This window comes from Stenotrophomonas sp. Steno-Z10-BAI (genome assembly GCF_056393115.1).
On record NZ_JBWJOZ010000007.1, the window covers coordinates 200,720 to 225,726 of the forward strand.

Annotated in this window: 20 protein-coding genes; 9 read left to right on the top strand and 11 right to left on the bottom strand. The window is 68.1% G+C overall.

Annotated elements, in window-relative coordinates; translation table 11 throughout:
• The first annotated feature begins 131 nt into the window (after window positions 1-131).
• Window positions 132-3,023 carry a TonB-dependent receptor gene (locus tag AC06E9_RS16790; protein WP_121044120.1) on the top strand — a complete coding sequence of 964 codons (2,892 nt, stop codon included), beginning with the start codon at window positions 132-134 and terminating at the stop codon, window positions 3,021-3,023.
• A gap of 89 nt (window positions 3,024-3,112) precedes the next feature.
• On the top strand, window positions 3,113-3,856 hold the full coding sequence (locus AC06E9_RS16795) for a FadR/GntR family transcriptional regulator (RefSeq protein ID WP_088432357.1): 744 nt from the start codon (window positions 3,113-3,115) through the stop codon (window positions 3,854-3,856).
• A 21-nt stretch (window positions 3,857-3,877) separates the two neighbouring features.
• Here the strand turns inward: AC06E9_RS16795 and AC06E9_RS16800 are convergent, their stop codons facing one another.
• Window positions 3,878-4,267 carry a DUF6165 family protein gene (locus tag AC06E9_RS16800; RefSeq protein ID WP_121044117.1) on the bottom strand — a complete coding sequence of 130 codons (390 nt, stop codon included), beginning with the start codon at window positions 4,265-4,267 and terminating at the stop codon, window positions 3,878-3,880.
• Window positions 4,268-4,502: 235 nt separating this feature from the next.
• On the opposite strand from AC06E9_RS16800, the gene AC06E9_RS16805 reads away from it, so the two are divergent.
• Window positions 4,503-5,141 (top strand): TorF family putative porin, encoded by a 639-nt coding sequence (locus AC06E9_RS16805; RefSeq protein ID WP_121044508.1) that lies wholly within the window; start codon window positions 4,503-4,505, stop codon window positions 5,139-5,141.
• Window positions 5,142-5,213: 72 nt separating this feature from the next.
• On the opposite strand, the gene AC06E9_RS16810 is transcribed toward AC06E9_RS16805, so the two are convergent.
• Window positions 5,214-6,395, bottom strand: coding sequence for an MFS transporter (locus AC06E9_RS16810; RefSeq protein ID WP_121044113.1), 1,182 nt, complete (start codon window positions 6,393-6,395; stop codon window positions 5,214-5,216).
• A gap of 99 nt (window positions 6,396-6,494) precedes the next feature.
• Between AC06E9_RS16810 and AC06E9_RS16815 the strand changes: the two genes are divergently transcribed.
• Window positions 6,495-7,430 carry a LysR family transcriptional regulator gene (locus AC06E9_RS16815; protein WP_478056474.1) on the top strand — a complete coding sequence of 312 codons (936 nt, stop codon included), beginning with the start codon at window positions 6,495-6,497 and terminating at the stop codon, window positions 7,428-7,430.
• On the opposite strand, the gene AC06E9_RS16820 is transcribed toward AC06E9_RS16815, so the two are convergent.
• Complete coding sequence (locus tag AC06E9_RS16820) at window positions 7,396-7,866, bottom strand: YehS family protein (RefSeq protein WP_152152868.1); 471 nt, start codon at window positions 7,864-7,866, stop codon at window positions 7,396-7,398. The genes AC06E9_RS16815 and AC06E9_RS16820 overlap by 35 nt on opposite strands.
• Before the next feature lie 157 nt (window positions 7,867-8,023).
• On the opposite strand from AC06E9_RS16820, the gene AC06E9_RS16825 reads away from it, so the two are divergent.
• Together AC06E9_RS16825 and AC06E9_RS16830 are read left to right on the top strand one after the other, a co-directional pair.
• Window positions 8,024-8,509 (top strand): hypothetical protein, encoded by a 486-nt coding sequence (locus AC06E9_RS16825; RefSeq protein WP_478050234.1) that lies wholly within the window; start codon window positions 8,024-8,026, stop codon window positions 8,507-8,509.
• A gap of 97 nt (window positions 8,510-8,606) precedes the next feature.
• Window positions 8,607-9,356, top strand: coding sequence for an SDR family NAD(P)-dependent oxidoreductase (locus tag AC06E9_RS16830; RefSeq protein WP_121044105.1), 750 nt, complete (start codon window positions 8,607-8,609; stop codon window positions 9,354-9,356).
• A gap of 120 nt (window positions 9,357-9,476) precedes the next feature.
• Here the strand turns inward: AC06E9_RS16830 and AC06E9_RS16835 are convergent, their stop codons facing one another.
• The 3 genes from AC06E9_RS16835 to radC all read right to left on the bottom strand — a co-directional run bounded on the left by AC06E9_RS16835 (window position 9,477) and on the right by radC (window position 12,845).
• Window positions 9,477-10,346, bottom strand: coding sequence for an SPOR domain-containing protein (locus AC06E9_RS16835; RefSeq protein ID WP_478056475.1), 870 nt, complete (start codon window positions 10,344-10,346; stop codon window positions 9,477-9,479).
• Window positions 10,347-10,364: 18 nt separating this feature from the next.
• Window positions 10,365-12,053: an arginine--tRNA ligase gene (gene argS / locus AC06E9_RS16840; protein ID WP_121044099.1), complete on the bottom strand. Its 1,689-nt coding sequence runs from the start codon at window positions 12,051-12,053 to the stop codon at window positions 10,365-10,367.
• A 102-nt stretch (window positions 12,054-12,155) separates the two neighbouring features.
• Complete coding sequence (radC, locus tag AC06E9_RS16845; RefSeq protein WP_121044096.1) at window positions 12,156-12,845, bottom strand: RadC family protein; 690 nt, start codon at window positions 12,843-12,845, stop codon at window positions 12,156-12,158.
• Between the two features lie 194 nt (window positions 12,846-13,039).
• Between radC and coaBC the strand changes: the two genes are divergently transcribed.
• From coaBC to AC06E9_RS16860, 3 genes are read left to right on the top strand one after another with little or no spacing between them, the layout of a single operon-like run.
• Complete coding sequence (gene coaBC, locus AC06E9_RS16850; RefSeq protein ID WP_121044094.1) at window positions 13,040-14,299, top strand: bifunctional phosphopantothenoylcysteine decarboxylase/phosphopantothenate--cysteine ligase CoaBC; 1,260 nt, start codon at window positions 13,040-13,042, stop codon at window positions 14,297-14,299.
• Complete coding sequence (gene dut / locus AC06E9_RS16855) at window positions 14,296-14,769, top strand: dUTP diphosphatase (protein ID WP_046272982.1); 474 nt, start codon at window positions 14,296-14,298, stop codon at window positions 14,767-14,769. The genes coaBC and dut overlap by 4 nt, the downstream gene beginning before the upstream one ends.
• A 12-nt stretch (window positions 14,770-14,781) precedes the next feature.
• Complete coding sequence (locus AC06E9_RS16860) at window positions 14,782-17,130, top strand: phosphomannomutase/phosphoglucomutase (protein WP_478056476.1); 2,349 nt, start codon at window positions 14,782-14,784, stop codon at window positions 17,128-17,130.
• A 30-nt stretch (window positions 17,131-17,160) separates the two neighbouring features.
• Here AC06E9_RS16860 and AC06E9_RS16865 read toward each other — a convergent pair whose 3' ends face one another.
• The 5 genes from AC06E9_RS16865 to kdpA are packed head-to-tail and all read right to left on the bottom strand — an operon-like array spanning window position 17,161 to window position 24,999.
• Complete coding sequence (locus AC06E9_RS16865; RefSeq protein ID WP_478056477.1) at window positions 17,161-17,880, bottom strand: response regulator transcription factor; 720 nt, start codon at window positions 17,878-17,880, stop codon at window positions 17,161-17,163.
• Window positions 17,861-20,521: an ATP-binding protein gene (locus AC06E9_RS16870; protein ID WP_478056478.1), complete on the bottom strand. Its 2,661-nt coding sequence runs from the start codon at window positions 20,519-20,521 to the stop codon at window positions 17,861-17,863. The genes AC06E9_RS16865 and AC06E9_RS16870 overlap by 20 nt, the downstream gene beginning before the upstream one ends.
• A 37-nt stretch (window positions 20,522-20,558) precedes the next feature.
• Complete coding sequence (gene kdpC / locus AC06E9_RS16875) at window positions 20,559-21,221, bottom strand: potassium-transporting ATPase subunit KdpC (protein ID WP_152152862.1); 663 nt, start codon at window positions 21,219-21,221, stop codon at window positions 20,559-20,561.
• Window positions 21,218-23,269 carry a potassium-transporting ATPase subunit KdpB gene (gene kdpB, locus AC06E9_RS16880; RefSeq protein ID WP_478056479.1) on the bottom strand — a complete coding sequence of 684 codons (2,052 nt, stop codon included), beginning with the start codon at window positions 23,267-23,269 and terminating at the stop codon, window positions 21,218-21,220. The genes kdpC and kdpB overlap by 4 nt, the downstream gene beginning before the upstream one ends.
• A gap of 11 nt (window positions 23,270-23,280) precedes the next feature.
• Window positions 23,281-24,999 carry a potassium-transporting ATPase subunit KdpA gene (gene kdpA / locus AC06E9_RS16885; protein ID WP_478056480.1) on the bottom strand — a complete coding sequence of 573 codons (1,719 nt, stop codon included), beginning with the start codon at window positions 24,997-24,999 and terminating at the stop codon, window positions 23,281-23,283.
• Between the last annotated feature and the right edge of the window lie 8 nt (window positions 25,000-25,007).

A 25,007-nucleotide genomic window follows, 5' to 3' on the forward strand; every position in this document is an offset into this window, starting at 1 on the left:
CCATGCAAAGTGGTCTGGACAGTGGTGCGGGGTAGACTTTAGTACCAATTCATTGACATTGGTTCATCAGTCGTGAATCGTCCGGATCGAATCCGTGTAATCGGACGATCCATCCTGGGAGGGAGATCACGATGTTGCATGACCGCCGTACGGCCTCACCACGAGGCCTCCGCCGCACCGCGCTGCACAGCGCGCTGTTCTATGCCCTGTGCGCCACCGCCGCACTGCCGCTGGCCCACGCACAGGATGCCGACGCACCGGCCTCGCCGCCGGGGCAAGCCACCACCCTGGATCAGGTCCAGGTGACCGGCATCCGCAGTACCATCCAGACCTCGATCGACAAGAAGCGCGAGGAGACCGTGGTCTCCGATGTGCTGGCCGCCGACGACATCGGTGATCTGCCGGCGCTCTCGATCGGTGAAGCGATCGAGACGATCACCGGTGCCTCCACCCATCGCGAGAAGGGCGGTGCGTCGGAAATCTCGATCCGTGGCCTGGGCCCGTTCCTCGGTTCGTCCACCTTCAATGGCCGCGAGGCCACCAATGGCAGTGGCGACCGCTCGGTGAACTTCAACCAGTTCCCGTCCGAGTTGATCAACACCGTGGCGATCTACAAGACCCAGCGCGCCGACTTCGTCGAAGGTGGCGTGGCCGGCACGATCAACATGGAGACGGTCAAACCACTGGAGTACGGCAAACGCACGTTCCAGCTCGATGGCCGGGGCACCTGGCAGGACTACGATGACCGCCTGAAGGACAAGGACGGCGTCGGCTGGCGCGGTACCGCCAGCTACATCGACCAGTTCGACATGGGCAACGCCGGCAAGCTCGGTGTCTCCATCGGTGTGCAGGCGCTGGAAGGCAGCAACCCGGAAGAGATGTTCTCCAGCAGCTCCACCTGGGTGGCCTGCGATGGCCGTGAAGTGGTCGGCGCGACGCGCAACTGCACCCAGGTCAACGGCAACCAGGTCGCCAACGGCGTGCCGTATTACCTGGTGCCCAGCAGCCGCATCTACCGCCAGTTCATCGAGCACGACAAGCGCGATTCGCAGTTCGCCGCGCTGCAGTGGCGGCCCAGCGATACGGTGGAAGTGAACCTGGATTACCAGCACTCCAAGCGTGATTACACCGAAGACCGCTCGGATCTGTCGCTGTCCTCGATGATGCGCAACCTCAACAACCGCGTGGTCACCGACGACGGCGCGCTGCTGCACCACACCGGCAGCACCACGGTCGATTCCACCGGCAATTTCCTGGAGCGCCAGGAGGAATACACCGGCGGCGGGCTCAACGTGATCTTCCGGCCGAGCCCGGCGTGGACGTTGTCCACCGATCTGTCCTACTCCAACACCGAGCGCGATCAGATCGAACGCAGCACCCGCCTGCGCGCCGGTCGCACCGACGTCAACGGTCGGCCGGTCGGCGGCATCAAGAACACCCGTTACGTCGATTACACCTATGACTACAGCGGTGACGTGCCGAGCATCTATCTTGATCCCGCGTTCGATGTGAACAACCCGGACAACTTCACCGATTCGGCGCTGGTGCGTCGTCGCCAGCAGCATCGCGAGCACACCATCCGTGCCGGCCGCTTCGATGCCACGTTCACCCCGGAAAGCGGCTTCTTCACCGCGATCAAGGGCGGCCTGCGCCGCTCCGAGGCGACCTACACCGATTACACCGACACCGTGGATGTGACCACCACCAATGTCGCTGCGATCCGCGCTGCCAACCTGGCCTGCCGCCAAGCCTTCCCGCAGGACGATTTCCTGGCCAATGCCAGCGGCAACACCATCGACCAGTGGGCCAGCTTCGACAGCCGTTGCCTGTTCAAGGCCTTCACCGGCGTGGACGACACCGGCCTGAGCGCGGACCTGCGCAACCCGGCCAATAACGATGTCACCGAGAAAACCAGCGCGCTGTACCTGATGGGCGATTACAGCGCCGAATGGTTTGGCCTGCCGGTGACCGGCAACATCGGCGTGCGCGGCGTGCGGACCGAAGTGCGCTCGGTCGGCCTGCGCAGCGGCCTGGATGTGATCAACAATCCCGACGGCACCGTGACCCTGGAGCCGACCGGCGATTTCACCTCGCAGGTACTCAAATCCAGCAATACCGAATGGCTGCCCAGCTTCAACGCCGCCTTCGAACTGCGCCCGGACCTGCTGCTGCGCGTCGGTGCGTATCGGGCGATGTCGCGCCCGGACCTGGCCGCTGAAGGCTACGGCCGCACCTTCAACCTGGGCGAGGTGGATACCGAGTTCAACAGTGTGGGCGATGCGCTGCGCAGCATCACCGCCACCGGCAACCCGCGCGCCAAGCCGTTGATGTCGTGGAATGGCGATCTCTCGCTGGAGTGGTACGCCAACGAAGACACCATGCTGTCCGGTGCGCTGTACTACAAGCAATTCAACGGCGGCTCGATGCCGGTGATCGTCAACGAGACCTTCGATATCGACGGTCAGAGCGTGACCGTGCCGGTGGAGCAGCTGGCCACCAGCGACCAGAAGAGCGATTTGTTCGGCGTGGAGTTCACCGCCTCGCACAGCTTCTCCTACCTGCCGGGCATCTTCTCCGGGCTGGGCGTGAAGGCCAGCTACAACTACGCCGATTCCAACTTCAAGACCGAAGACCTGCGCCTGGGCGAGTCCACCGACCCCTCGACCGGCGTGGTGACACCGGGCATCGTCGAACCGGCCAACATCTTCGGCCTCTCCAAGCATGTGGCCTCGGCGCAGGTGTACTGGGGCCTGGGCAAGCTCGATCTGCAGGCGATCTACAAGTACCGCTCCGACTATTACCAGCAGTTTGTCGGCGACCCGTCGCAGAACCGCTATGTGCGGGACAATGGCTCGCTGGACTTCCGCGCCACCTACAAAGTGAACAAGCACTTGTCGTTGTCGCTGTCGGCCAGCAACCTCACCGATGAGCCGCGGGTGTCGGATATGCCCATCCTCGGCAGCTTCCGCGAGTACACCACGTACGGGCGGCGGTATTATCTGGGGGTGCGCTACCGCTTCTGAGGTCAGTGGCGCGGTTTTTCCGACCGCGCCGCTCTCTGAAGGCGCGGTCGCCTGTCGGTCCCCAGCCACCTGTCAGCAGGCCTTTGATGATGTCCGAACCCCGTCTTTACCAGTCCATTGCTGCCGAAATCGTCGCGCTGATCGAGAAGGGCGAATTCCCGCCGGGCTCGCGCCTGCCGGGCGAGCGCGACCTGGCCGAACGTCTGGGCGTGAGCCGGGTGACGGTGCGCGAGGCAGAAATCGCGCTGGAAGCACAGGGCCTGATCACCATCAAGACCGGCTCCGGCGTTTACGTGAAGGCCAAGCCGTCGCAGGCGCCGGGCGCACTGCCCGACGTCTCGGCGTTCGACCTGACCGCGGCACGTGCGGTGATCGAGGCCGAGGCGGCCGCGATGGCGGCCAGCCGCATCACCGATGCCGAACTGGAGGACCTGGCCGGCCTGATCGCGGCCATGGTCGACCCGAATTCGGGCGAGGCAGCGGCCAGCGAGGCGGATCGGCAGTTCCACCTGTCGATCGCGCGGATCGCCGGCAACCCGGTGGTGGAGCACTGCGTGCAGCTGATCTGGCGGATGCGCAACGAGCTGCCGCGGGTCAAGCAGGTCTACGCCAACGTCTGCCACAACGACGATGACACCCGCGACGAGGAACACACCCGGATTCTGGATGCCCTGCGCCAGCGCGACCCGGCAGCGGCGCGGTCGGCCATGCGCAACCACTTCCAGCGGCTGTTCGAATCGATGCTGGAAGCCACCGAGAATGAAGCGCTGGCTGAAATCCGCCGGCGCACCCAGCAGGACCGCGAACGCTTCATGGCCGCGACCGGGCACTGAGCCCGGCGCGCACCGGCGGGCTTACTCGCCCTGGTACTGCTTTTCTTCGACCAGCTGCGAGCCGGCGATGCGGTTGATCTCGTTCTTCACTTTGACCCGCTCGCCATTGGTGCCATAGACACCGCGCGCCAGCTGGATGAAGGCATCGTCGAACACCTGCGCCGCTTCCTTGTCGCGCAGCTGATCCTGGATCTCCCACATGCGCTCGTTGATTGCCTTGAGCTGCGTCTTCAATGCCTCCAGCCCCGGCTGAGCGCTTACCTGCTGCTGCCACAGCGGCCACAGGCCCTCGAGTTCCTTGCGGACGTTGGCGTTCTTGCCCGCATCGGCGATGCGGTCGGCCTTGATTTCCAGGATGGTGATCTTGTCGATCAGCTCGCCAATCGATACCGGGGTCAGGATCGCGTCCACGCCATTACTCGCAACAGGTCAGAGTGGCCATGATACCGCGCACCCGCGGGCGCCATCCTGACGCAGGATTTACAGAAACGTTGCGCCGATCGCGCGGGTAGGCCATGGCGGCGTTACGGCCCACCTGGGGAGACTATCGCTCTCGACGGCGCGGCCGTCATCTGGAGTGGGACACGTGGTGGATCAACAGTGGAAACAGCGCCTGCGCTGCGGCGTGGTGCTGGTGGGGCTGGTCATGAGCGGGGCGGCCGCGGCCGCGGTGGAAGGCAATGCAGCGCTGACCTCGGATTACATCTGGCGCGGCAGCTCGCAGAGCGACGGCGATCCGGCCGCGCAGGCCGGCGTGAAGCTCAGTACGGCCAACGGCTGGTATGCCTCGGCGTGGGGCTCGGGCGTCTCGTTCCGCCCGGACAACGGCGCGCGCAGCGAATTCGACCTCATCGCCGGCTGGAGCGGTGCGCTGACGCCGGACTGGAGCGTGGACGTCAATCTGACCCGCTACCTTTATCCCTCGACCACGGTCGATCTGGACTGGACCGAGCTCAATGGCACGGTGACCTGGCGGCAACGCGCCTGGCTGCAGGTCGGCGTGTCCGACAACGCGCTGGCCGGCGGCCACGGCGGCACCTATGCGCAGCTCGGCGCGCGTTTGCCGCTGGGCGAGCAGTGGCGTGTCGAGGGCGCGGTGGGCCATTACTGGCTGGACAGCGCGCAGGCCGATGATTACCTGCACGGCCAGCTCAGCGTGGTGTGGCGTGTGCACGGCCCGTGGGAGCTGCGGGTGACCGGGCACGACACCGGCGGCGCCGCGAAACGCCTGTTCCCGGGCAATGCGGGATCGCGCGTCGAGGTCGCGGTACAGACCACCTTCTGAGGCGCGTTCGGGTAGATCCACACCATGCGTGGATCTACCGTTCCCTTGCCTACGTCCCGCGGTGGCGTGGTTTCAAAGCTCCCGCTTTGCCTGCGACACCGCCCAGATGCCCATCGCCACCAGCGCAACGCCCGCACCGGTGAGGCACACGCCGGTCCAGCCGAAGCGATCAAACACCTGCGCCGAGGCCAGTGAGCCCAGCGAGCCGCCGATGAAATACCCGGTCATGTAGCCGGCATTGAGCCGGTTGCGTGCTTCCGGTCGCAGGGCGTACACCACGTTCTGGTTGCTCACGTGCAACAGCTGCGCGGCCAGGTCGAGCACGATCACGCCCAGCACCAGTGCGATCAGCGAGTGCGTGGAGAAGCCCAGCGGCAGCCACGATGCGGCCAGCAGCACCAGCGCCACGGTCGTCGCCAACGCGGCCTTGCCACGGTCGGCCATGCGCCCGGCTACACCGGCGGCCAGCGTGCCGGCTGCACCCACCAGCCCGAACAGGCCGATCGTCGCATCGCTGTAGCCATACGGTTCGGCCGCGAGCAGGAACGCCAATGGCGTCCAGAAGATCGCGAACATCGCAAAGCTCAACGCGCCCAGTACGGTGCGCAGGCGGAACACCGGTTCCTGCGCGAACAGCGTGCCGATCGAGCGCAGCAGCTGCAGATAGCCCAGCCCGGCGGTTTGATGGAAGCGCGGCAGATGCCGATACAGCATGCCCGTGGTCAGCACCAGCGCGGCTGCGGCGATCCAGTACACGGTGCGCCAATCGCCCAGCGAGGACAGCGCCCCGGCCACCGTGCGCGCCAGCAGGATGCCGAGCAGCAGGCCGCTCATTACCGTACCGACCACCTGGCCGCGCTCTTCCGGCCGCGCCAGCGTTGCCGCGAACGGCACCAGCACCTGCGCCACCACCGAGAACAGCCCGGTCAGCGCGGTGCCGACCAGCAGCCAGACGAACTGATGGCTGAGCGCGCTCAGCACCAGCCCCGCCGCCGACAGCAGCGACATCACCACGATCAGCCGGCGCCGTTCGAACAGATCGCCCAGCGGCACCAGCAGGATCAGGCCCGCCGCATAGCTCAGCTGGGCCACGGTCACCACCGTCCCGGCACGCGCGAAGGACACCCCGAACTGCCCGGCGATGGTGTGCAGCAGCGGCTGCGCGTAATAGTTGCTGGCCACGGCCACACCGGTGGCGAAGGCCATCAGCAGCACCTGCCAGCGGCTGAGTGGCGAGGGCACGTCGTGGGTCATGACGGGCTCCAGGAAAGAAGGGGCGCCAGTGTCCGCCCGATCCGAAAATGAGGGAAATGAATAGTTATCATCCAATGCATCTGAAAATGAGATGGCACGATGAACCTCAAGCAACTCGAGTTCGCGGTGGCGCTGGCCGAAGAAGGCAACTTCACCCGTGCCGCCCAGCGCTGCCACGTCGTGCAGTCGGCGCTGAGCCACCAGATCGCCCATCTTGAAGACGAACTGCAGGCCACGCTGTTCGAGCGCCTGCCGCGTCAGGTCAGGGTAACGCCCGCCGGTGAAGCACTCTTGACGCACGCACGCCAGGTGCTCGCCTCGCTGCGGCATCTGCGCGATGACGTTGCCGCCGTCGGTGGCCAGGTGCGCGGCATCCTGCACATCGGCCAGATCACCTCGTTGACCGCGGTGGATCTGGTCGCTTGCCTGGCGGCCTTTCACCGGCGCTATCCGCAGGTCGAGTTCCGCCTGCGCATGGACAAGAGCGAAGTGCTGATGGCCGATGTGCGCGAGCGGCGGCTGGATGTGGCGCTGGTCGGGCTGTCGCCGGGCACCCCGATCGAGGGCACCCAGCACCGATTGCTGGCCGAGGAATCGATGGTCGCCGTGCTGCCTCCGGACCACCCTTTGGCGAGGCGTAAACGGCTCTCGCTGGCGACGCTGGCCGAGCTGCCACTGGTGGATTTCGCGCATGGGAGTGGTGCGCGCAGGCAGACCGATGAAGCCTTCGCCGCCGCGGGGCTGCCGCACCGGGTACCGTTCGAGATCAATCACATGGCGCTGGTGGAGCGCTTCGTACAGCAGGGCCTGGCGGTGGGCATCGTGCCGCAGGCCATCGCGGCCGGCTTCAGCGATGTTGCCTGTGTGGCGATCCAGGGCGCACCGACGCGGCGCGTACATGCGGTCTGGTCACACCTGCCCACGCCGGCGGCGCGGGCCTTCATGGAGGCGCTGCTGCAGCACGTGGCCCCGGCACCGGAGCCACGCATCAAGGCCTCACTCAGGCGGCGCGCACGCGCAGGGTCAGGCCCTTGAGGAAATTGCGCAGCATCTGGTCACCGCAGGCGCGGTAGTTCTTGTGGTCCGGCTGGCGGAACAGCGCGGACAGTTCCGGCTTGGAGACCGAGAACCCCGCGGCGTCGAACACGTCGTGCATGTCCACGTCCTTCAGCTGGAAGGCGACGCGCAGCTTCTTCAGCACCAGGTTGTTGGTGATGCGCTTTTCCACCGGGCGCACCGGCTGGCTCTCGTCGCGGCCACGGAAATGCACGATCAGGCCATCCAGGAAATGCGCCAGGGTGCGGTCGTCGCAGGGCACGAAGCCTTCTTCGTCTTCCTTGCGCAGCCAGCCGGCCACATCGGCCTTGTCGACCACGAAGGCCGGATCGGCCAGGGCACAGGTGTCGGCGATCATGCCGTCGCTGAGGTCGAGCATGTAGCGGATGCTGCGCAGTACATCGTTGTTGATCATGGGACGTCCAATACCGCCGGCGCGGCTGCGCGGCTGGCGGCCATTTTACCCCGTGCCGGGCGCGCCGCCGGCTGCGACCGGTGGTCGCTGTCATCTGGCTGCCATGAAAGTGAAGCACAGTGCCGCGATCAGGCATCGACAGGCAGTGGAGCAGGCAATGCGCAGGTGGCAGGTACTCGGGTGTGTGGGCATGTTGCTGGCGGGCCAGGCGGGCGCGCAGGTTCCGTATGTGGCGCTGGAACAGCGGCTGGATCCGCAGGCGCTGGCCGAGGTCGGGCTGACCCCGGCCCAGCTGCAGACGCTGAACCGCCTGCTGCGCCAGGCCGAGGCCGATGCCCCGGCACCGGTGGCCGTCGCGGCAGGACCTGCCGCAGGCCCGGGTGTGCCGACGCCGGCCCCGATGTTCCCCGGGCTGGACGATGGCCCCATCACCGCCAAGGTCACCGGCCAGGTGAGCGGCTGGGCTCCCGGCACCGTGTTCACCCTCGACAACGGCCAGCAGTGGCAGGTGCTCAAGGGCGAGATGACGCTCAAGACCGCCCGCAGCAACCCCGGGATTGTCGTGGTGCCGGGCATTGCCGGACGCTGGTTCCTGCAGGTGGATGAAGACCTGCCCAAGGCACGGGTGTTCCGCATCCGCTGACGCGACGCCCCGTAGCGGCAGGCAGCGGAGCAGCGCCCGGCTCTGCACCGGGCGGGCATCGGTGCGAAAATGGTCGGGATCTCCACGGAGTACCTCGATGACCCGTACCGCTCTGATTACCGGCGCCACCTCCGGCTTTGGCGCCGCCGCTGTCCACCGTTTCGCCCAGGCCGGCTGGCGCGTGATCGCCACCGGGCGCCGTGCCGAGCGCCTGCAGCCGCTGGTCGATGCCTACGGTCCCGAGCGCGTGCACGCGGCGGTGTTCGACGTGCGCGACAGCGCGGCAATGGAAGCGGCCCTGGCCGCCCTGCCGGCCGGCTTCGCCGACATCGACCTGCTGGTCAACAACGCCGGCCTGGCCCAGGGCACCGCCCCGGCCCAGAGCGCCTCGCTGGAAGACTGGCGCACCATGATCGACACCAACGTCACCGCCCTGGTGACGCTGACCCATCGCCTGTTGCCACAGCTGGTCGCACGCAAGGGCGCGATCATCAACATCAGCTCGGTCGCCGGCGTGTACCCGTACCCGGGCGGCAACGCCTACGGCGGCACCAAGGCCTTCGTCAGCCAGTTCTCGCTGGGGCTGCGCTCGGACCTGCACGGCAGCGGCGTGCGCGTGACCACGATCGAGCCGGGCATGGCCGAAACCGAGTTCACCGTGGTCCGCACCCATGGCGACCAGGCGGCCTCGGACAAGCTCTACACCGGTGCCAACCCGATGACCGCCGATGACATCGCCGAGCAGATCTTCTGGGTCGCCTCGCTGCCGGCGCACCTGAACATCAATCGCCTCGAAGTGATGCCGGTCAGCCAGTCGTTCGCCGGGTTCCAGGTCGCGCGCGACTGAAGCGCATGCCCCGCTTGCCGCCAGCGAGGGCGGCTGCCTGAAACAAGAACGCCGACCCAAGGGCCGGCGTCCAAGTTGCATCTGGAGCAACAGCCCCGTTGGAGTGCAGGGGCGCGCGCCTTATTGCGCTTTGATCGCCATCGCTTGAAGCCCGGTCCCATCCAGCTTCTGCTTGGCTTCGGCCAGCTCGCCCGCGCTGCCATACGGCCCCATGCGCACGCGGTACACCGTCTTGCCGTTGATCTGGGCAGATTCCACGCGTGCAGCCAGGCCGATCATCGCCAGCTTGGCCTTGGTCGCTTCCGCATCACCGGAGGCACCGAAGGCGCCGGCCTGCAGGATGTAACGCACGTTGCCCGCGGCCGGATCGGCGGCGGCAGCGGCGGCAGCCGGGGCGGTCGCCGCAGGTGCATCCGGCTTCGGCGCGGTGGCCACCGTGGCCGGGGCCGATGCCGCCGGTGCCGGCGTGGCAGCCGGACGTTCATTCACCGGCGCCGGCAACGCAGCGGTACTGACCGGCGCAGGCGTGGTGGTCGCGGCGGTGCTGGTCGGCGCCGGTGCGGGCGGCAACGGACGGCCTTCCAGCGCCGCCTGCGCGCGCTGCGCATCGGCCTTGGCACGGCGCTGATCTTCGGCGCGTGCGCTGGCCGCCAGCTCGGCATCGGACATTTCCACTTCCTTGCCGGGCAGCAGGGTGTAGAAGTCGTACTGCGTCGCCGCCGGCTTGGCCGGTTCGGCGGGCTTGGCGGCGCCGGGCTTGGGCAGCTCGGTGCCGACGTCGGTATCGGCATCGCTCACCGGGGCCGGCTGGGCGTTCGAGTCCGGCTGCGGGCCGACCCGCAGGAAGCCATCACCGTCGTTCTTGAACAGGTTCGGTGCCGCCAGGAACACCACGGCCGCAATCGCCACACCCGCGACCAGCCACACCCATCCCGGGGTGCCCTGGTTGCTGTTGCGCCGTGCCTGGCTCTTGCCGCGTCGTGCTGCCATTTACTGCTTCTCCACTGCTTACATTTTTTCCGGGGCGGAAACGCCCAGGATGTTCAGACCATTGGCCAGGACCTGGCGCGCGGCGCAGGCCAGCGTCAGCTTGGCGTTGCGTTCGCTTTCGTCGGCTACCAGTACCTGCGTGCCGTGATACCACGTGTGGAAGGCGTGCGCCAATTCACGCAGGTACTGCGCGATCAGGTGCGGTTCCAGCGCCAGACCGGCCGCTTCGACGACTTCCGGGAAGCGCGACATTTCCACCATCAGCCACAGCGATGCCTCATCGCCCAGTGACGACAGGCCGGTCAGACCTTCGGCCGGCGTGTAGCTCAGCTTCTTCTCCTGCGCCTGGCGCAGCAGGCTGCACACCCGGGCATGCGCGTACTGCACGTAGAACACCGGGTTGTCGTTGCTCTGCTGGCGGGCCAGATCGATATCGAAGGTCAGCTGCGAATCGGGTTTGCGCGCGATCAGGAACCAGCGGGTGGCATCGCGGCCGGCTTCTTCGATCAGGTCGCGCAGGGTCAGGTAGCTGCCGGCCCGCTTGGACAGCTTCACTTCCTCGCCGCCGCGCATCACCGTCACCATCTGGTGCAGCACGTATTCCGGCCAGCCCTTCGGGATGCCGACGTCGAGCGCCTGCAGGCCGGCACGCACGCGCGCCAGCGAACCGTGATGGTCCGCGCCCAGCTCGGTGATCGCGCGCTCGTAGCCGCGCTGCCACTTGGAGAGGTGGTAGGCCACATCCGGCAGGAAGTAGGTATAGGTGCCGTCGGACTTGCGCATCACGCGGTCCTTGTCGTCACCGAAGTCGGTCGAGCGCAGCCACAGCGCGCCGCCTTCCTCATACGTATGGCCGGCCGCGTTGAGCTGGGCGACGGTCTCTTCGACCTTGCCGTCCTTGTACAGCGAGCTTTCCAGGAAGTAGATGTCGAAATCCACGCCGAACGCGGCCAGGTCCTGGTTCTGCTCGTTGCGCAGGTAGGCCACCGCGAAGCGACGGATCGCATCGAGGTTGTCCGGGTCGCGCTCGCCGACCACCGAGTGGCCTTCCAGCTCCACCGTGGCGCCGGCCAGGTAGGCCTTGGCCACATCCTCGATGTAATCGCCGCGATAGCCGGCTTCCGGCCAGCCGGCGTCGTCGGGCTTGAGGCCCTTCGCACGCGCCTGGGTGGACAGCGCCAGGTTTTCGATCTGCACGCCGGCGTCGTTGTAGTAGAACTCGCGCTTGGCGTTCCAGCCGTTCACTTCCAGCAGGCGCGCCAGGCAGTCACCGATCGCCGCCGCGCGGCCGTGGCCGACATGTAGCGGACCGGTCGGGTTGGCCGACACGTATTCCACGCCCACGGTGCGGCCGTTGCCGCTCAGGTTGTGGCCGTAATCGGCGCCTTCCTTGAGCACGCTGGCCGCTTCGCGCTGGTAAGCGCTGGGAGCGAGATGGAAATTGATGAAGCCGGGGCCGGCGATCTCGACGCGCAGCACATCATTGCTCTTGGGCAGCGCATCGAGCAGCGCCTGGGCCAGGGCGCGCGGGTTGCTGCGCGCCGGCTTGGCCAGCAGCATCGCGGCATTGGTGGCGAAATCGCCGTGCTCACGGGTCTTCGGGCGTTCGACCACGAATTCCGGGGTCAGGGTATCGGCCGGCAGAGTGCCGTTGGCGCGCAAGGCTTCGATGCCTTGGCTGATCAGGGCGCGGAGGAGATTTTTCACAAGGCCTGCTTTGGGACTGGAGCGGCGGAATCGGCAATTTTAGCCCAGAAGCCACCCCGATCCATTGAACCGGGGCCGAGCGGCGCCGTTTCCCACCCCGGCTCAGGTGGTTCCGGGGCCCATCCAGCCGCGCGCGGCCATCGATACCGGTGCCCCGTCGCCGATCACGACATGGTCAAGCAGACGGATATCCACCAGGGCCAAGGCCTGCTGCAGCAGTGCGGTGATCCGGCGGTCCTCCAACGAGGGCTCGGCACTGCCGGAGGGATGGTTGTGGCTGACGATCACCGCGGCTGCGTTGTGCAGCAGGGCGCGGCGGACCACTTCGCGCGGGTAGACCGCCGCGGCATCCACCGTGCCGCTGAACAGCTCCTCGCAGGCCAGTGTGCGGTGCTGGTTGTCCAGGAACAACGCGGCGAACACCTCGTTGGGCCGGGCGCGCAGCCGCTGCTTGAAGTAGCGCCCGGCGGCGGCCGGGTCGCGCAGGCTCTCGCCGCGGGCCAGCTCGGCCGCCAGATGCCGATGCGCCAGTTCCAGCCCGGCCACCAGCTTGCAGCTGCGCGCCGGCCCAAGGCCGGGCAGGGCCGCCAACGCGGCGGCCGGGAGGTCGAGCAGGTTGCGCAGGGGACCGTGGGCCTGCAGCAGGTCGCGGGCGGTTTCGACCGCGTCGCGGCCGCGCAGGCCGGACCCCAGGAAGATCGCCAGCAGCTCGGCATCGGACAGGGCGCCGGCGCCTTGGGCAAGCAGCTTTTCGCGGGGACGCTCGGCACTGGGCCAGTCTCGGATCGACATGGCCCCAGTCTCCCTCGGTGCGGAGCGGGCCACCATCGGTGAACCGGGCGGCATCGTGTCGGTAAATGCAGGGCATCGTGCCAAGTCAGGCGGTTCCTTATGACGAAAACCTGCCTCCTTATGCCGCTGGCGCATCAGGCGGCTTACGGACCATCGGGTAAGCTAATCGCCTCGGTTCGACAGGAACACCCAAGGTGGCTGACTCCCCCCAGGCTTCTCCGGCGTCCGCGCGCCCGTTGGAAGGCCAGAAGCTGTTGTTGTGCGTTGGTGGCGGGATCGCTGCCTACAAGTCGCTGGAACTGGTGCGCCGCCTGCGCGATGCCGGAGCCCAGGTGCAGGTCGCGATGACCGCCGGGGCCCAGCAGTTCGTCACCCCACTGAGCTTCCAGGCGCTGTCCGGCCAGCCCACCCGCACCACCCTGTGGGACAGCGCGGCCGAGCAGGCCATGGGCCATATCGAGCTGGCACGCTGGGCTGATCGCGTCGTGGTCGCGCCGGCCACGGCCGATCTGCTCGCGCGCCTGGCCAACGGCCACGCCGACGATCTTGTCACCACCCTGTGCCTGGCCACGACCGCGCCGCTGACCGTGTGCCCGGCGATGAACCACCGCATGTGGCTGCACCCGGCCACGCAGGCCAATATCGGCCTGCTGCGCGAGCGCGGTGCCCAGGTGATCGGGCCGGAAGACGGTCCATTGGCCGAAGGCGAGTCCGGCCCCGGTCGGCTCACCGAACCGAACGCGATCGTGGCCGCGCTGGCCGGGCTGCACGCGCCGGCCCCCGCCGAGCCACCGCCGAGCAGTGAACTGAAGGGCCTTCGCGTGCTGATCAGCGCCGGCCCCACCTATGAAGACATCGACCCGGTGCGCTACGTCGGCAACCGCAGCAGCGGCAAGATGGGCTACGCCCTGGCCGCCGCCGCCGCCCGCCTGGGCGCGCAGGTGGTGCTGGTCAGTGGCCCGGTCCAGCTGGCCACGCCCGCCGGTGTGCAGCGCGTTGATGTGCGCTCGGCCGCGCAGATGCGCGAAGCGGTGCTCGGTGCGTTGCCGGCCGACATCTATATCGGTGCGGCCGCGGTGTCCGATTACACCCCGCGCCAGGTTGCCCCGCAGAAACTCAAGAAGACCGCCGACACCCAGAGCCTGACCCTGGAACTGGTGCGCACCCCGGACATCCTGGCCGAAGTGGCCACGCAGACCAACGCGCTCAAGCTGGTGGTCGGCTTCGCCGCCGAGACCCACGATGTGGAGAAGTACGCGCGCGGCAAGCTGGTCGACAAGCGCCTGGACCTGGTGATCGCCAACCAGGTCGGGATCAGCACCGGCGGTTTCGAGAGCGATGAAAACGCGGCCACGGCCTACTGGCAGGGCGGCGAACAGGTGTTCCCCGGCACCTCCAAGGCTGTGTTGGCCGAACAACTGTTGTCCCTGATTGCCCAGAGGTTGCACGCATGACCATCGATTCCTCCCTGCAGCCGTTGCAGGTCAAGCTGCTCGACCCGCGTTTCGGCGACGAATGGCCGCTGCCGGCCTACGCCACCGAACACAGCGCCGGGCTGGATCTGCGCGCCGCGCTGGAGACCGAACTCACCCTGCAGCCCGGCGACACCGCGCTGATTCCCAGTGGTATCGCCATCCATATCGCCGATCCGAACCTGGCCGCCGTGGTGCTGCCGCGCTCCGGGCTTGGCCATCGCCACGGCATCGTGCTGGGCAACGGCACCGGCCTGATCGACGCCGATTACCAGGGCCCGCTGCTGATCAGCGCCTGGAACCGCGGCCGTGAGCCGTTCACGCTGCAGCCCGGCGATCGCATCGCCCAGCTGGTGGTGCTGCCGATTGCACGCGTGGCGCTTCAGGTAGTGGATACTTTCACCGACAGCGCCAGGGGAACGGGTGGATTCGGCCATACCGGGGTGCGCTGACAGGGGAGCTTCATGAGCAAGGCGAAGGCGGAAGGACGGCCGCGGTTGACCACAGGGCGCTCGGTGCCGCTGTTGGCCGTGCTGCTGGTGTTGTTGGCGGTCTGGTTCGGGTGGAGCGGTGTGCGCCAATGGCGTCAGGCGGCCGTTGGCGCCGAGCTTGAACAGTCGCGCGATCAGGTGGTCGAGGGGCTGCAGACGGCGCTGACCGGTCAGCTCGGCACGTTCGGCAAGGTGCTCAAGACCGAGCGCGTTGCCAGCGCACTGGCCAGCGGCAACGCACACGGTGCCGCCGTCGCCATCCGCGAAGGCTGGCCCGGTGTGGAAGACGTCCAGATCCTCACCGCCGATCTCGATGCGGCCTACGCCGATCCGAAGGCCTTCGGCTACTCGCGCCTGGCCCTGCTCGAGGCGGCCATCGCCGATGACAAACCCGTCGGCCGCGTGGTGCGCGATGCCGGCGGACAGCGCCTCGGCCTGGCCGCGGCGGTGGAGCTTGGCCCGCAGGGGGCGGCCGTGGTCTACGTGCGCCAGCCGCTGCTGCGGCTGACCGGCATATTCGACCAGGTTGCCGTGCCGGGCGCCGGCTATCTCGCCCTGCGCCAAGGCAATCACAACGTGATTGAACAGGGCAGCCGCGGGCTGTCCGGCGGCGCTGAAGCGCTGGCACGTCCGGTCGGCACCAGTGGCCTGCGTCTGTCTGCCGCGGTGCCGGACATCGAACCGGGCCCGTTGGGCCTCGGCGCGATCTCCAGTGCGGTTGTCGCCGTGTTGCTGCTGTTGATCGCCGTGCTGCTGGTGCTGGGCAAAGGCAAGGTGCCGTTGCCGCGCCGCCGCGGTGCCGCCGACAGCGCCGCCGACACCGGCCCGACCTTGAGCGAAAGCCTGGCCCAGGCCCCGCTCGCGGTGGCCGCCGTCGAGAACGTTGACGAAACCGCAGCGGCAACGCCGCCGCCGTCCGTGCCGGGCGAGACCGTCGCGGCCGAGATCTTCCGCGCCTACGACATCCGCGGCATCGTCGGCCGCGAGCTGACCCCCAAGGTCGCCGCCCTGATCGGCCAGGCGGTCGGCTCGGTGCTGCAGGTCCAGGGCCTGCGCGACATCGTGGTGGGCCGCGATGGTCGCCTGTCCGGCCCCGAGCTCACCGCCGGCCTGATCGAAGGCCTGCGCCGCGCCGGCTGCAACGTCACCGATATCGGCCTGGCGCCGACCCCGGTGGTGTACTTCGCCAGCTACCACCTGCGCGCCGGCAGCTGCGTGGCGGTGACCGGCAGCCACAACCCGCCGGATTACAACGGCTTCAAGATCGTGGTCGGCGGCGAAACGCTGTCCGGCGATGCGATCACCGAGCTGTACCACCGCATCCGCGATGGCCAGTTGCACGTGGCACCCGAGCCGGGCAGTTTCCAGACCCGCGACGTGAATGCCGATTACATCCAGCGCATCGCCGACGACGTGCAGCTGGATCGCCCGCTCAAGGTGGTCGCCGACGCGGGCAATGGTGTCGCCGGCGAGCTTGCCCAGCCGCTGCTGGAGGCGATCGGTGCCGAGGTCATTCCGCTGTACTGCGATGTGGACGGCACCTTCCCGAACCACCATCCGGACCCGAGCGACCCGCACAATCTGGAAGACCTGATCCAGACGGTGAAGCGCTTCGATGCGGATATCGGCCTGGCCTTCGATGGCGACGGCGACCGTCTCGGCGTGGTCACCCGCGAAGGCAGGATCATCTACGCCGATCGCCTGCTGATGCTGTTCGCCGCCGATGTGCTGATGCGCAACCCGGGCGCGCTGGTGATCTACGACGTGAAGTGCAGTGGCAAGCTCTCCGATTACGTGCTGCGCAACGGTGGCAGCCCGCTGATGTGGAAGACCGGCCATTCGCTGATGAAGGCGAAGATGCGTGAAACCGACGCCGAGCTGGCGGGCGAGATGAGCGGGCACTTCTTCTTCAAGGAACGCTGGTTCGGCTTCGACGATGGCCTGTACGCCGCCGCGCGCCTGCTGGAGATCCTTGCCCAGCGCGAAGAGAGCCCCTCGGAGGTGTTGGACGAACTGCCCGACAGCGTCTCCACCCCGGAGCTGAAGGTGCCGGTGGACGCGGGTACCCCGCACGCGCTGGTGTCGTTGTTCGTGTCCTCGGTGCAGGTGGAGGAGTCGCCGTTCGCCGGTGCGCGCCTGTCCACCATCGACGGCCTACGTGCCGATTTCCCCGATGGCTGGGGCCTGGTGCGCGCGTCCAACACCACCCCGGTGCTGGTGCTGCGTTTCGAGGCCGATGACGAGGCGGCGCTGGAGCGCATCAAGGCGCTGTTCCGCGCGCAGCTGCAACCGCTGCTGCCGGGTGTGGATCTGGGCTTCTGATCTGGACGGGTACCGACCAATGGTCGGTACCTACCCCTTGAACCGCAGCCCCACGCCCGGCTCGGTGAACAGATAGCGCGAATCCAGCGCCGAGTCACCCAGCTTGTGGCGCAGCTTGCCGACCAGAATCCGCAGGTAATGCGTGTCGTGCTGATGCGTCGGCCCCCAGATCTCCTGCAGGATCTGCGGCTGGGTCACCACCCGGCCGGCATTGCGCAGCAGCAGCGACAACAGCGCGTACTCCTTGCGCGTCAGCGCCACCGGCGTACCGTCCAGATGTACTTCGCGCCGTACCAGGTCGATATGCAGGTGCCCATCATCGAACTGCGGCAGCACGCCCTCGCTGGAGACCGTGCGCGAGCGCAGCAGCGCCCGTACGCGCGCCATCAGCTCCTGCGTGCCGAACGGCTTGGTCACGTAGTCGTTGGCGCCGGCGTCCAGGGCCCGCACCTTCTCGGTCTCGCTGGCGCGCACGGTCAGCATGATCACCGGCACCTGGCTCCACTGGCGCAGCTCGCCCAGCACGTCATGGCCTTCCATGTCGGGCAGGCCGATATCCAGGATCACCAGATCCGCGCCTTCGCCGACCAGCGCTTCCAGACCGGCCTGGCCGGTGGCGGCCTGGGACACGCGGTAGCCCTGCGCGCGCAGGCTGATCTCCAGGAAGCGCCGGATCTGCGCTTCATCGTCGATCACCAGCACGCGCGCCGGGGGCACGCCGTGGGAAGCCTCAGGAATCGTCGTTGTCATCGGCAGGGTGGGGGTGCAGCAAGGGCAGGGTGATGCGGATCAGGGTACCGCGTCCGTCGCGCCCCGGCAGCGCCTGCACGCTGCCGCCATGCGCGCCGATCATGCCCTGGCAGATGGTCAGGCCCAGGCCGGTGCCATGCCGGCCGCGGTCGCCGCGCTCCACGCTGTAGAACATATCGAAGATGCGCGCGCGCTCGTCGTCGGGAATGCCCGGGCCGGCATCGAGCACGTCGATGCGCAGCTCACCTTCGACCAGCCGCGCCTGCACCTCCACCGCCGCACCAGGCGGAGAGAACTTGGCCGCGTTCTCCATCACGTTGAATACGGCCTGCTCGACCAGCGCTGGGTGCACCCAGATCGGGGCCAGTTCAGCGGGAATATCCAGCTTGAGCAGCACGTCGGGCTGATAGCGCTGCAGGCGGCGCGCGGCCGAACCGACCAGCTCGTCCACGCCGATCCAGTCGCGGTTGATCTGCAGCCCGTCATGGCCGAGCCGGGTCATGTCCAGCAGGTTCTGGATGTAGCGGTCCAGGCGCTCGCCTTCGACCAGGATGGTATCGAGCAGGGCGCGCCGGTCGCTGGCATCCATCGCATCGGCATAGCTGGAGAGGCTGTCGGCCGAGCCGATCATCGCTGCCAGTGGCGAGCGCAGGTCATGCGACACCGAGGACAGCAACGCCGAGCGCAGCCGCTCGGTCTCGTTGCTCACGTGCGCCTTCTCCAGATCCGCCACCAACTGGGTGCGCAGCGCGGCCTGGGCAATGTCGTCCACCATTGCCTCGGCCAGCTGGCGCTGCTCCGGCGTCAGCCGGGGCGCCTCGCGCGGGAAGCGCATGCCGGCCACGCCGATGGCCCGGTCGTCGCCGTCCAGCAGCGGCAGGAACCACCAGCCCGCACCGGCCAGCGTATCGGTGAAGCGCCCGCTGGGCTGCCCGTGCCGGTGCGCCCAGTCGGCCGCGGCCAGATCCGTATCGCCCGGCGCGGCGCTGCCACTGGCGCTGGTGTGGTGCCCGATGCGCAGCCACGCCGGGGCATCCATCGCCTGTTCCAGCGCCTCGCGGCCGGCCTGCGCGACCTGCTCGTTGCTCGGTGCACTGGCCAGCTGCCGGCCAAGCACCTGGCGCGCATGCGCGTGCCGGTTGGCCGCGCGCAAGGCCACCACCTGCATGCGCAGGCGCGAGGCCAGTCGCCCGGCCACCAACGCGGCGGCCAGGAACAGGAAGACCGTGATCACGCCCTGGCGCGCGCTGATCGCGAAGGTGAATCGCGGCGCGATGAAGAAGAAGTTGTAGGCCAGGAAACACAGCGCCGCGGCGATCACCGCCGCACTGGTGCGGCTGCGCGCAGCGACCATCACCACCGCCACGATGAACACCATCGAGAGGTCGTACAGCCCGATCCAGCGTTCGGCGATCAGCGCCACCAGGCAGGCAACGGCCGTAGCGCCGAGCGCCAGCAGCGCATCCTTGCCGGCACTGCGGCTGGGTATCGACAGCCCGGACCGGCGCGCCCGCGCGCGCGCCTGTGGCGTACCGATGATGGTGATCTCGAAATGCGCACCGCGCCGGATCAGCTGCTGGGTCAGCGTGCGGTTGAGCATGCGCGCCAGCGGGCGCTCGCGCGTGCGGCCGAGCACCAGCGTGGAGACACCGTTGTGTGCGGCATGGTCAAGCAGTGCATCGGCGATGCTGGAGCCATGCAGCAGCTCCGCTTCACCGCCGAGGCGGCGGGCGAGGGCGAACGCCGCATCGATCTCGCGTCGGGTCTGCTCGTCATGCGCGCGCGCCTGCACCGTCACCACCGTCCACGGCGCATCGCGCCGCTCGGCGATGCGCCGGCCGACCCGCACCAGGTACTCACTCTGGCCGCCGCCATCGATCGCCACCAGCACCCGCCGGCGCAGCGGCAGGTTGCCTTCGCCGCGCGCGGCACGGGTCTCGCGCAGGCTGCTGTCCACGCGGTCGGCCGCTTCCTGCATCGCCAATTCGCGCAGCGCGGTCAGGTTGGCCGGCGAGAAGAACGCCTGCAGCGCCTGCGCGGCCTGCTCCGGCACATAGACCTTGCCCTGCTGCAGGCGCTCGATCAGCTCGCGCGGCGGCAGGTCCACCAGCACGATGTCGTGCAGGCGGTCGAGCACCGCATCGGGCACGGTCTCGCTGACCCGCACCCCGGTGATCCGCATGACCACGTCGTTGAGGCTTTCCAGATGCTGGATGTTGACCGTGGTCCACACGTCGATGCCGGCATCCAGCAGCTCCATCACGTCCTGCCAGCGCCGCTCGTGGCGGCTGCCGGGCACGTTGCGATGCGCCAGTTCGTCCACCAGCACCAACGCCGGGCGACGCGCCAGCACTGCATCCAGGTCCATCTCGTCCAGTGCGTGCTGTTGATACTCGCGCTGCAGCAACGGCACCTGCGGCAGGCCCGCCAGCAGCGTCGAGGTCTCGGCGCGGCCGTGGGTTTCCACCAGCCCGATCACCACGTCCACGCCGCGGCGCAGCTGCTCGTGTGCGCGGGTGAGCATGCTGAAGGTCTTGCCCACGCCGGGGGCCGCACCCAGGAACACGGTGAGTTTGCCGCCCGCTTCGCGCTGCAGGCTGTCGACCAGGGCATCGGCCTGGCGGGTACGGGAGTCGCTCATGGGCGGGGATTGTGCGCCCAGGACAATGCGCAGCGCATCAAGGCATGCCGTGCAGCCGGGCCGTGCCCTGCTGCGCGTCGAGAGCAACGTTCAATGTCATCACGTTCACCCGCGGCTGGCCGAACACACCCCATTGCGGGCCCCGGGTATTGGCCTGCACCAACGCGGTGACGCGCTCCACCGGCAGGCCACGGCTGCGCGCCACCCGGGCGATCTGCACCTGCGCGGCGGCCGGGGAGATCTCCGGATCCATGCCGGCGCCGGACTGGGTGACCAGATCGCCGGGCACCTGCGCAGCGGGTACGCCCTCGCGTGTGGCGACCGCAGAGATGGCGGCCTGCACGCGCTCCTGCAGCGCCGGATTGCTGCGCGCCATGTTGCTGCCGGCAGCCGCCATCGGGTCATAGTTGGCCGCCGACGGCCGCGCCTGGAAGTAGCCATCGCCGACGAACGGCTGGGCGATCAACTGCGAGCCGCGCACCTGCCCATCGCGGATCAGCAGGCTGCCATCGGCCTGCGCCGGAAACAGCAGTCGGCTCACGCTGGTGGTGGCCACGGCATAGGCAAGCCCGAGCAGCAGCAGGCTGCTCACGCCGAGCACGAGGGCCGGGCGCCAGGCGCTGTCCTGCTGCAGCTGGGTAGAGGCGGCCGCGCGGCTGCGCGCCGAACGGGGAACGGACGTAGCAAGCGAGCGGTTCATGCGCCGAATACCGAGACAAGGAAGAGGTCGATCACTTTGATGGCCGCAAACGGCAGCAGCACGCCACCCAGGCCGTACACCAGCATGTTCCGGCGCAGCAGCGCGGTGGCCGTGGCCGGACGGAAGCGCACCCCGCGCAACGCCAGCGGGATCAGCGCCGGAATCACCAGGGCATTGAAGATCAGCGCCGCCAGCACCGCGTTGCGCGGGCTGGAGAGGTGCATCACGTTCAACGCCGCCATCGCCGGCATCGTCGAGGCGAACAGCGCCGGCAGGATCGCGAAATACTTGGAGACATCGTTGGCCAGCGAGAAGGTGGTCAGTGCACCACGCGTGATCAGCTGTTGCTTGCCCACCTCCACCACCGCCAGCAGCTTGGCCGGATCCGAATCCAGATCGACCATGTTGCCGGCCTCCTTGGCGGCCTGCGTACCGGAGTTCATGGCCAGCCCGATGTCGGCCTGGGCGAGCGCCGGTGCATCGTTGGTGCCATCGCCGACCATCGCCACCAGCCGCCCACCGGCCTGCTCGGCACGGATGCGGGCCAGCTTGTCTTCGGGGCGGGCTTCGGCGATGTAGTCGTCCACGCCGGCCTCGGCCGCGATCGCCGCAGCGGTCAGCGGGTTGTCGCCGGTGATCATCACCGTGCGGATACCCATCGCGCGCAGCTGCGCGAACTTCTCGCGCATGCCGTGCTTGACCACGTCCGACAGCTCGATCACGCCCAGCACATGGCGGCCTTCGCACACCACCAGCGGGGTGGCACCATTGCGCGCCACCTGCTCCACGCGGCCGGGCAGCTCCGACGGCACCGTGCCGCCCAGCTCACGCACATACGCGGTGATCGCATCGGAGGCGCCCTTGCGGATGCGGCGCCCGCCGTCCAGATCCACACCGGACATGCGGGTCTGCGCACTGAAGGCCAGATAGTCCGCACGGTCCGGCTCGGCGGTGGCGCAGCCCTGCTCACGCGCCAGCCGTACCACCGACTTGCCTTCCGGGGTCGGGTCGGCCAGCGAGGACAGCAGCGCCGCCTCGCGCAGCTGGCTGGCGTCGATACCGGCAAGGGCATGGAAATGCGTGGCCTGGCGGTCGCCGTAGGTGATGGTGCCGGTCTTGTCGAGCAGCAGCACGTCCACATCGCCAGCCACTTCCACCGCCTTGCCGGACTTGGCCAGCACGTTGGCGGCCAGCGCACGGTTCATGCCGGCGATGCCGATCGCCGGCAGCAGGCCGCCGATGGTGGTGGGGATCAAACACACCAGCAGCGCGATCAGCAGCAGCGGATTGACCTGCACGCCAACGAACGCCCCGATCACCGGCAGCGTCGCCACCACCACCAGGAAGGTCAGCGTCATCGCCGCCAGCAGCAGGGTCAGGGCGACCTCGTTCGGGGTCTTCTGGCGGTTGGCGCCTTCCACCAGCGCGATCATCCGGTCCAGGAAGCTGTGGCCCGGCTCGGCGGTGATGCGCACGATGATCTGGTCGGAAAGCACCTTGGTGCCACCGATCACACCACTGCGGTCGGTGCCCGCTTCGCGCAGCACGGGGGCCGATTCACCGGTCACCGCCGCTTCGTTGATCGTGGCCAGGCCCTGCACGATCTCACCATCGGCCGGGATCAACTCGCCGGCACTGACGATGACATGATCGCCTGGGCGCAGTTCGGCCGCCGGAACCTGGGTTTCACTGGCCCCGGCATGCGCGGCGGCCAGCCGGCGCGCAGTGAGATCCTGGCGGGCCCGCCGCAGCGAGGCGGCCTGGCCACGACCACGTGCTTCGGCAACGGCCTCGGCGAAGTTGCCGAACAGCACGGTCAGCAGCAGGATCGCAGTGACCGCCAGGCCGAAGCCCAGCGGCGCATTGCCGGTCAGCGTCACCAGCGCGCTGACCACCGTGCCGACCATCACCACGGCCATCACCGGGCTGTGCAGCAGATGCCGCGGCGAGAGCTTGATCACGGCATCGCGCAGGGCACGGCGCCAGCCGGCGCCATCCAGCAGGCGCTGGCGGCGGTGGGAAGAAACGTTCAACGGATACGTACTCATGGGAGGCGGTCTCAGTGCAGCGTCAGCGACAGGTGGTCGGCCACCGGGCCAAGGACCAGTGCCGGCATGAACTGCAATACGGTGAGGATGACGATCAGCGCGATCAGGGTCAGCGCGAAGGTCGGGGTTTCGATCTGCAGCGTGCCGGCCGATTCCGGCGCCCGCCGCTTGGCCGCCAGCTGCGCGGCCACGATCAACGGGATCACCAGCACGGGGTAGCGGCCCAGCAGCAGCACCAGGGTGCAGCTCAGGTTCCACCACACCGTGGCATCGCCGAGGCCCTCAAAGCCCGAGCCGTTGTTGGCGAACGCCGAGGTGTACTCGTAGAACACCTGGCTGATGCCGTGGAAGCCGGGGTTGGAGGTGCCGGTGATCGACGGGATCGCCAAGGTCAGCGCGGTGAAGCCCAGGATGGTGATCGGCTGCAGCAGCACCAGCAGCGCGAGCAGGCGCACCTGCGGCGTTTCCAGTTTGCGGCCGAACAGTTCCGGGGTACGGCCGGTCATCAGGCCGGCCAGGAATACGCCCAGCATCAGGTACACGATGAACTGCTGCAGGCCGCAGCCGATGCCGCCCCAGATCGCGTTGACCAGCATGTTGACCATCGGCACGGCACCGGCCAGCGGGCTGAGCGAGTCATGCATGCCGTTGACCGAACCGTTCGACACCTGGGTGGTGATCGCTGCCCACAACCCCGTGCCATCGGCACCGAAGCGCACTTCCTTGCCCTCCATCAGCAGCGGGCTGGCGGCGGTGGCCGAGTGACCCTCCAGCCACACGGTGGCGGCGATCGACACGCTGGACATCGCCAGCATGCAGCCGAACACCAGCCCGGCCAGGCGCTTGCGTCCGGTAAATGCGCCGAGCATGAAGATCACCGCGATCGGGATCAGCAGGATGCCGATCAGTTCCAGCGCATTGGACAGCGGGGTCGGGTTCTCCAGCGGCATCGCGCTGTTCGGGCCGTACCAGCCACCGCCATTGGTGCCCAGCTGCTTGGCCGCGACCATCGCCGCGACCGGGCCGAGCGGAATCTTCTGCGTCTCCATGCCGGCCGCGGCATCGATCGGCGTGGCCTGCGGACCACCGGCGAGCGTGGCGGGCACGCCCTGGCTGGTCAGCAGCACCGCCCACAGCAGGCACAGCGGCAGCATGAAGCGCACGCACGCGCGCACCACATCGGCGTAGTAGTTGCCCACATCGACACGGCGGTCCGCACTGAGCAGCGCGGCCTGGTCGGCCGGCACATCCTCGGGGCGCGCACTGAACAGCGCGCGCAGGGTGGCCACCACCAGCGCCAGGCCCATCATCGGCGTCACCACCTGCAGGCCGGTGATCGCGGTCATCTGCGCGAAGTAGGACAGCTGCGCCTGGCCGGAATAGTGCTGCTGGTTGGTGTTGGTCAGGAACGACACCATCGTGTGCAGCGCGGTATCCCAGCGCAGGTTGGGGATCTGGTCGGGATTGAACGGCAGCCAGGCCTGGGTCATGAAGACCGCCTGTACCAGCACCGCGATCACCACGTTGCTGAGCAGGAAGGCGCCCACGTAGCCACGCCAGGACATGCCGCGCGCCGGGTTCACCCCGAGCAGCCGGTACAGCGGTTTTTCAATCCACCCGAACAGCGCGTCGCCGCGCATCGGCCCACCGCGCATCACCCGGGCCAGGTACAGCCCCAGCGGAAAGGCCAGCACGATGCTGGCCAGCAGGATCAACAGGATCTCGGTCATGGTCGGCT

What these genes read in the sequence shown, in the direction of transcription:
- AC06E9_RS16820 (WP_152152868.1), bottom strand. Translation starts at nt 7,866, where the DNA reads ATGATCAACAACGATGTACTGCGCAGCATCCGCTACATGCTCGACCTC.
- AC06E9_RS16805 (WP_121044508.1), top strand. Translation starts at nt 4,503, where the DNA reads ATGAGCGGGGCGGCCGCGGCCGCGGTGGAAGGCAATGCAGCGCTGACC.
- AC06E9_RS16865 (WP_478056477.1), bottom strand. Translation starts at nt 17,880, where the DNA reads ATGACAACGACGATTCCTGAGGCTTCCCACGGCGTGCCCCCGGCGCGC.
- dut (WP_046272982.1), top strand. Translation starts at nt 14,296, where the DNA reads ATGACCATCGATTCCTCCCTGCAGCCGTTGCAGGTCAAGCTGCTCGAC.
- AC06E9_RS16790 (WP_121044120.1), top strand. Translation starts at nt 132, where the DNA reads ATGTTGCATGACCGCCGTACGGCCTCACCACGAGGCCTCCGCCGCACC.
- AC06E9_RS16860 (WP_478056476.1), top strand. Translation starts at nt 14,782, where the DNA reads ATGAGCAAGGCGAAGGCGGAAGGACGGCCGCGGTTGACCACAGGGCGC.
- kdpB (WP_478056479.1), bottom strand. Translation starts at nt 23,269, where the DNA reads ATGAGTACGTATCCGTTGAACGTTTCTTCCCACCGCCGCCAGCGCCTG.
- kdpC (WP_152152862.1), bottom strand. Translation starts at nt 21,221, where the DNA reads ATGAACCGCTCGCTTGCTACGTCCGTTCCCCGTTCGGCGCGCAGCCGC.
- AC06E9_RS16835 (WP_478056475.1), bottom strand. Translation starts at nt 10,346, where the DNA reads ATGGCAGCACGACGCGGCAAGAGCCAGGCACGGCGCAACAGCAACCAG.
- radC (WP_121044096.1), bottom strand. Translation starts at nt 12,845, where the DNA reads ATGTCGATCCGAGACTGGCCCAGTGCCGAGCGTCCCCGCGAAAAGCTG.
- AC06E9_RS16830 (WP_121044105.1), top strand. Translation starts at nt 8,607, where the DNA reads ATGACCCGTACCGCTCTGATTACCGGCGCCACCTCCGGCTTTGGCGCC.
- AC06E9_RS16825 (WP_478050234.1), top strand. Translation starts at nt 8,024, where the DNA reads ATGCGCAGGTGGCAGGTACTCGGGTGTGTGGGCATGTTGCTGGCGGGC.
- kdpA (WP_478056480.1), bottom strand. Translation starts at nt 24,999, where the DNA reads ATGACCGAGATCCTGTTGATCCTGCTGGCCAGCATCGTGCTGGCCTTT.
- AC06E9_RS16795 (WP_088432357.1), top strand. Translation starts at nt 3,113, where the DNA reads ATGTCCGAACCCCGTCTTTACCAGTCCATTGCTGCCGAAATCGTCGCG.
- AC06E9_RS16815 (WP_478056474.1), top strand. Translation starts at nt 6,495, where the DNA reads ATGAACCTCAAGCAACTCGAGTTCGCGGTGGCGCTGGCCGAAGAAGGC.
- AC06E9_RS16870 (WP_478056478.1), bottom strand. Translation starts at nt 20,521, where the DNA reads ATGAGCGACTCCCGTACCCGCCAGGCCGATGCCCTGGTCGACAGCCTG.
- AC06E9_RS16810 (WP_121044113.1), bottom strand. Translation starts at nt 6,395, where the DNA reads ATGACCCACGACGTGCCCTCGCCACTCAGCCGCTGGCAGGTGCTGCTG.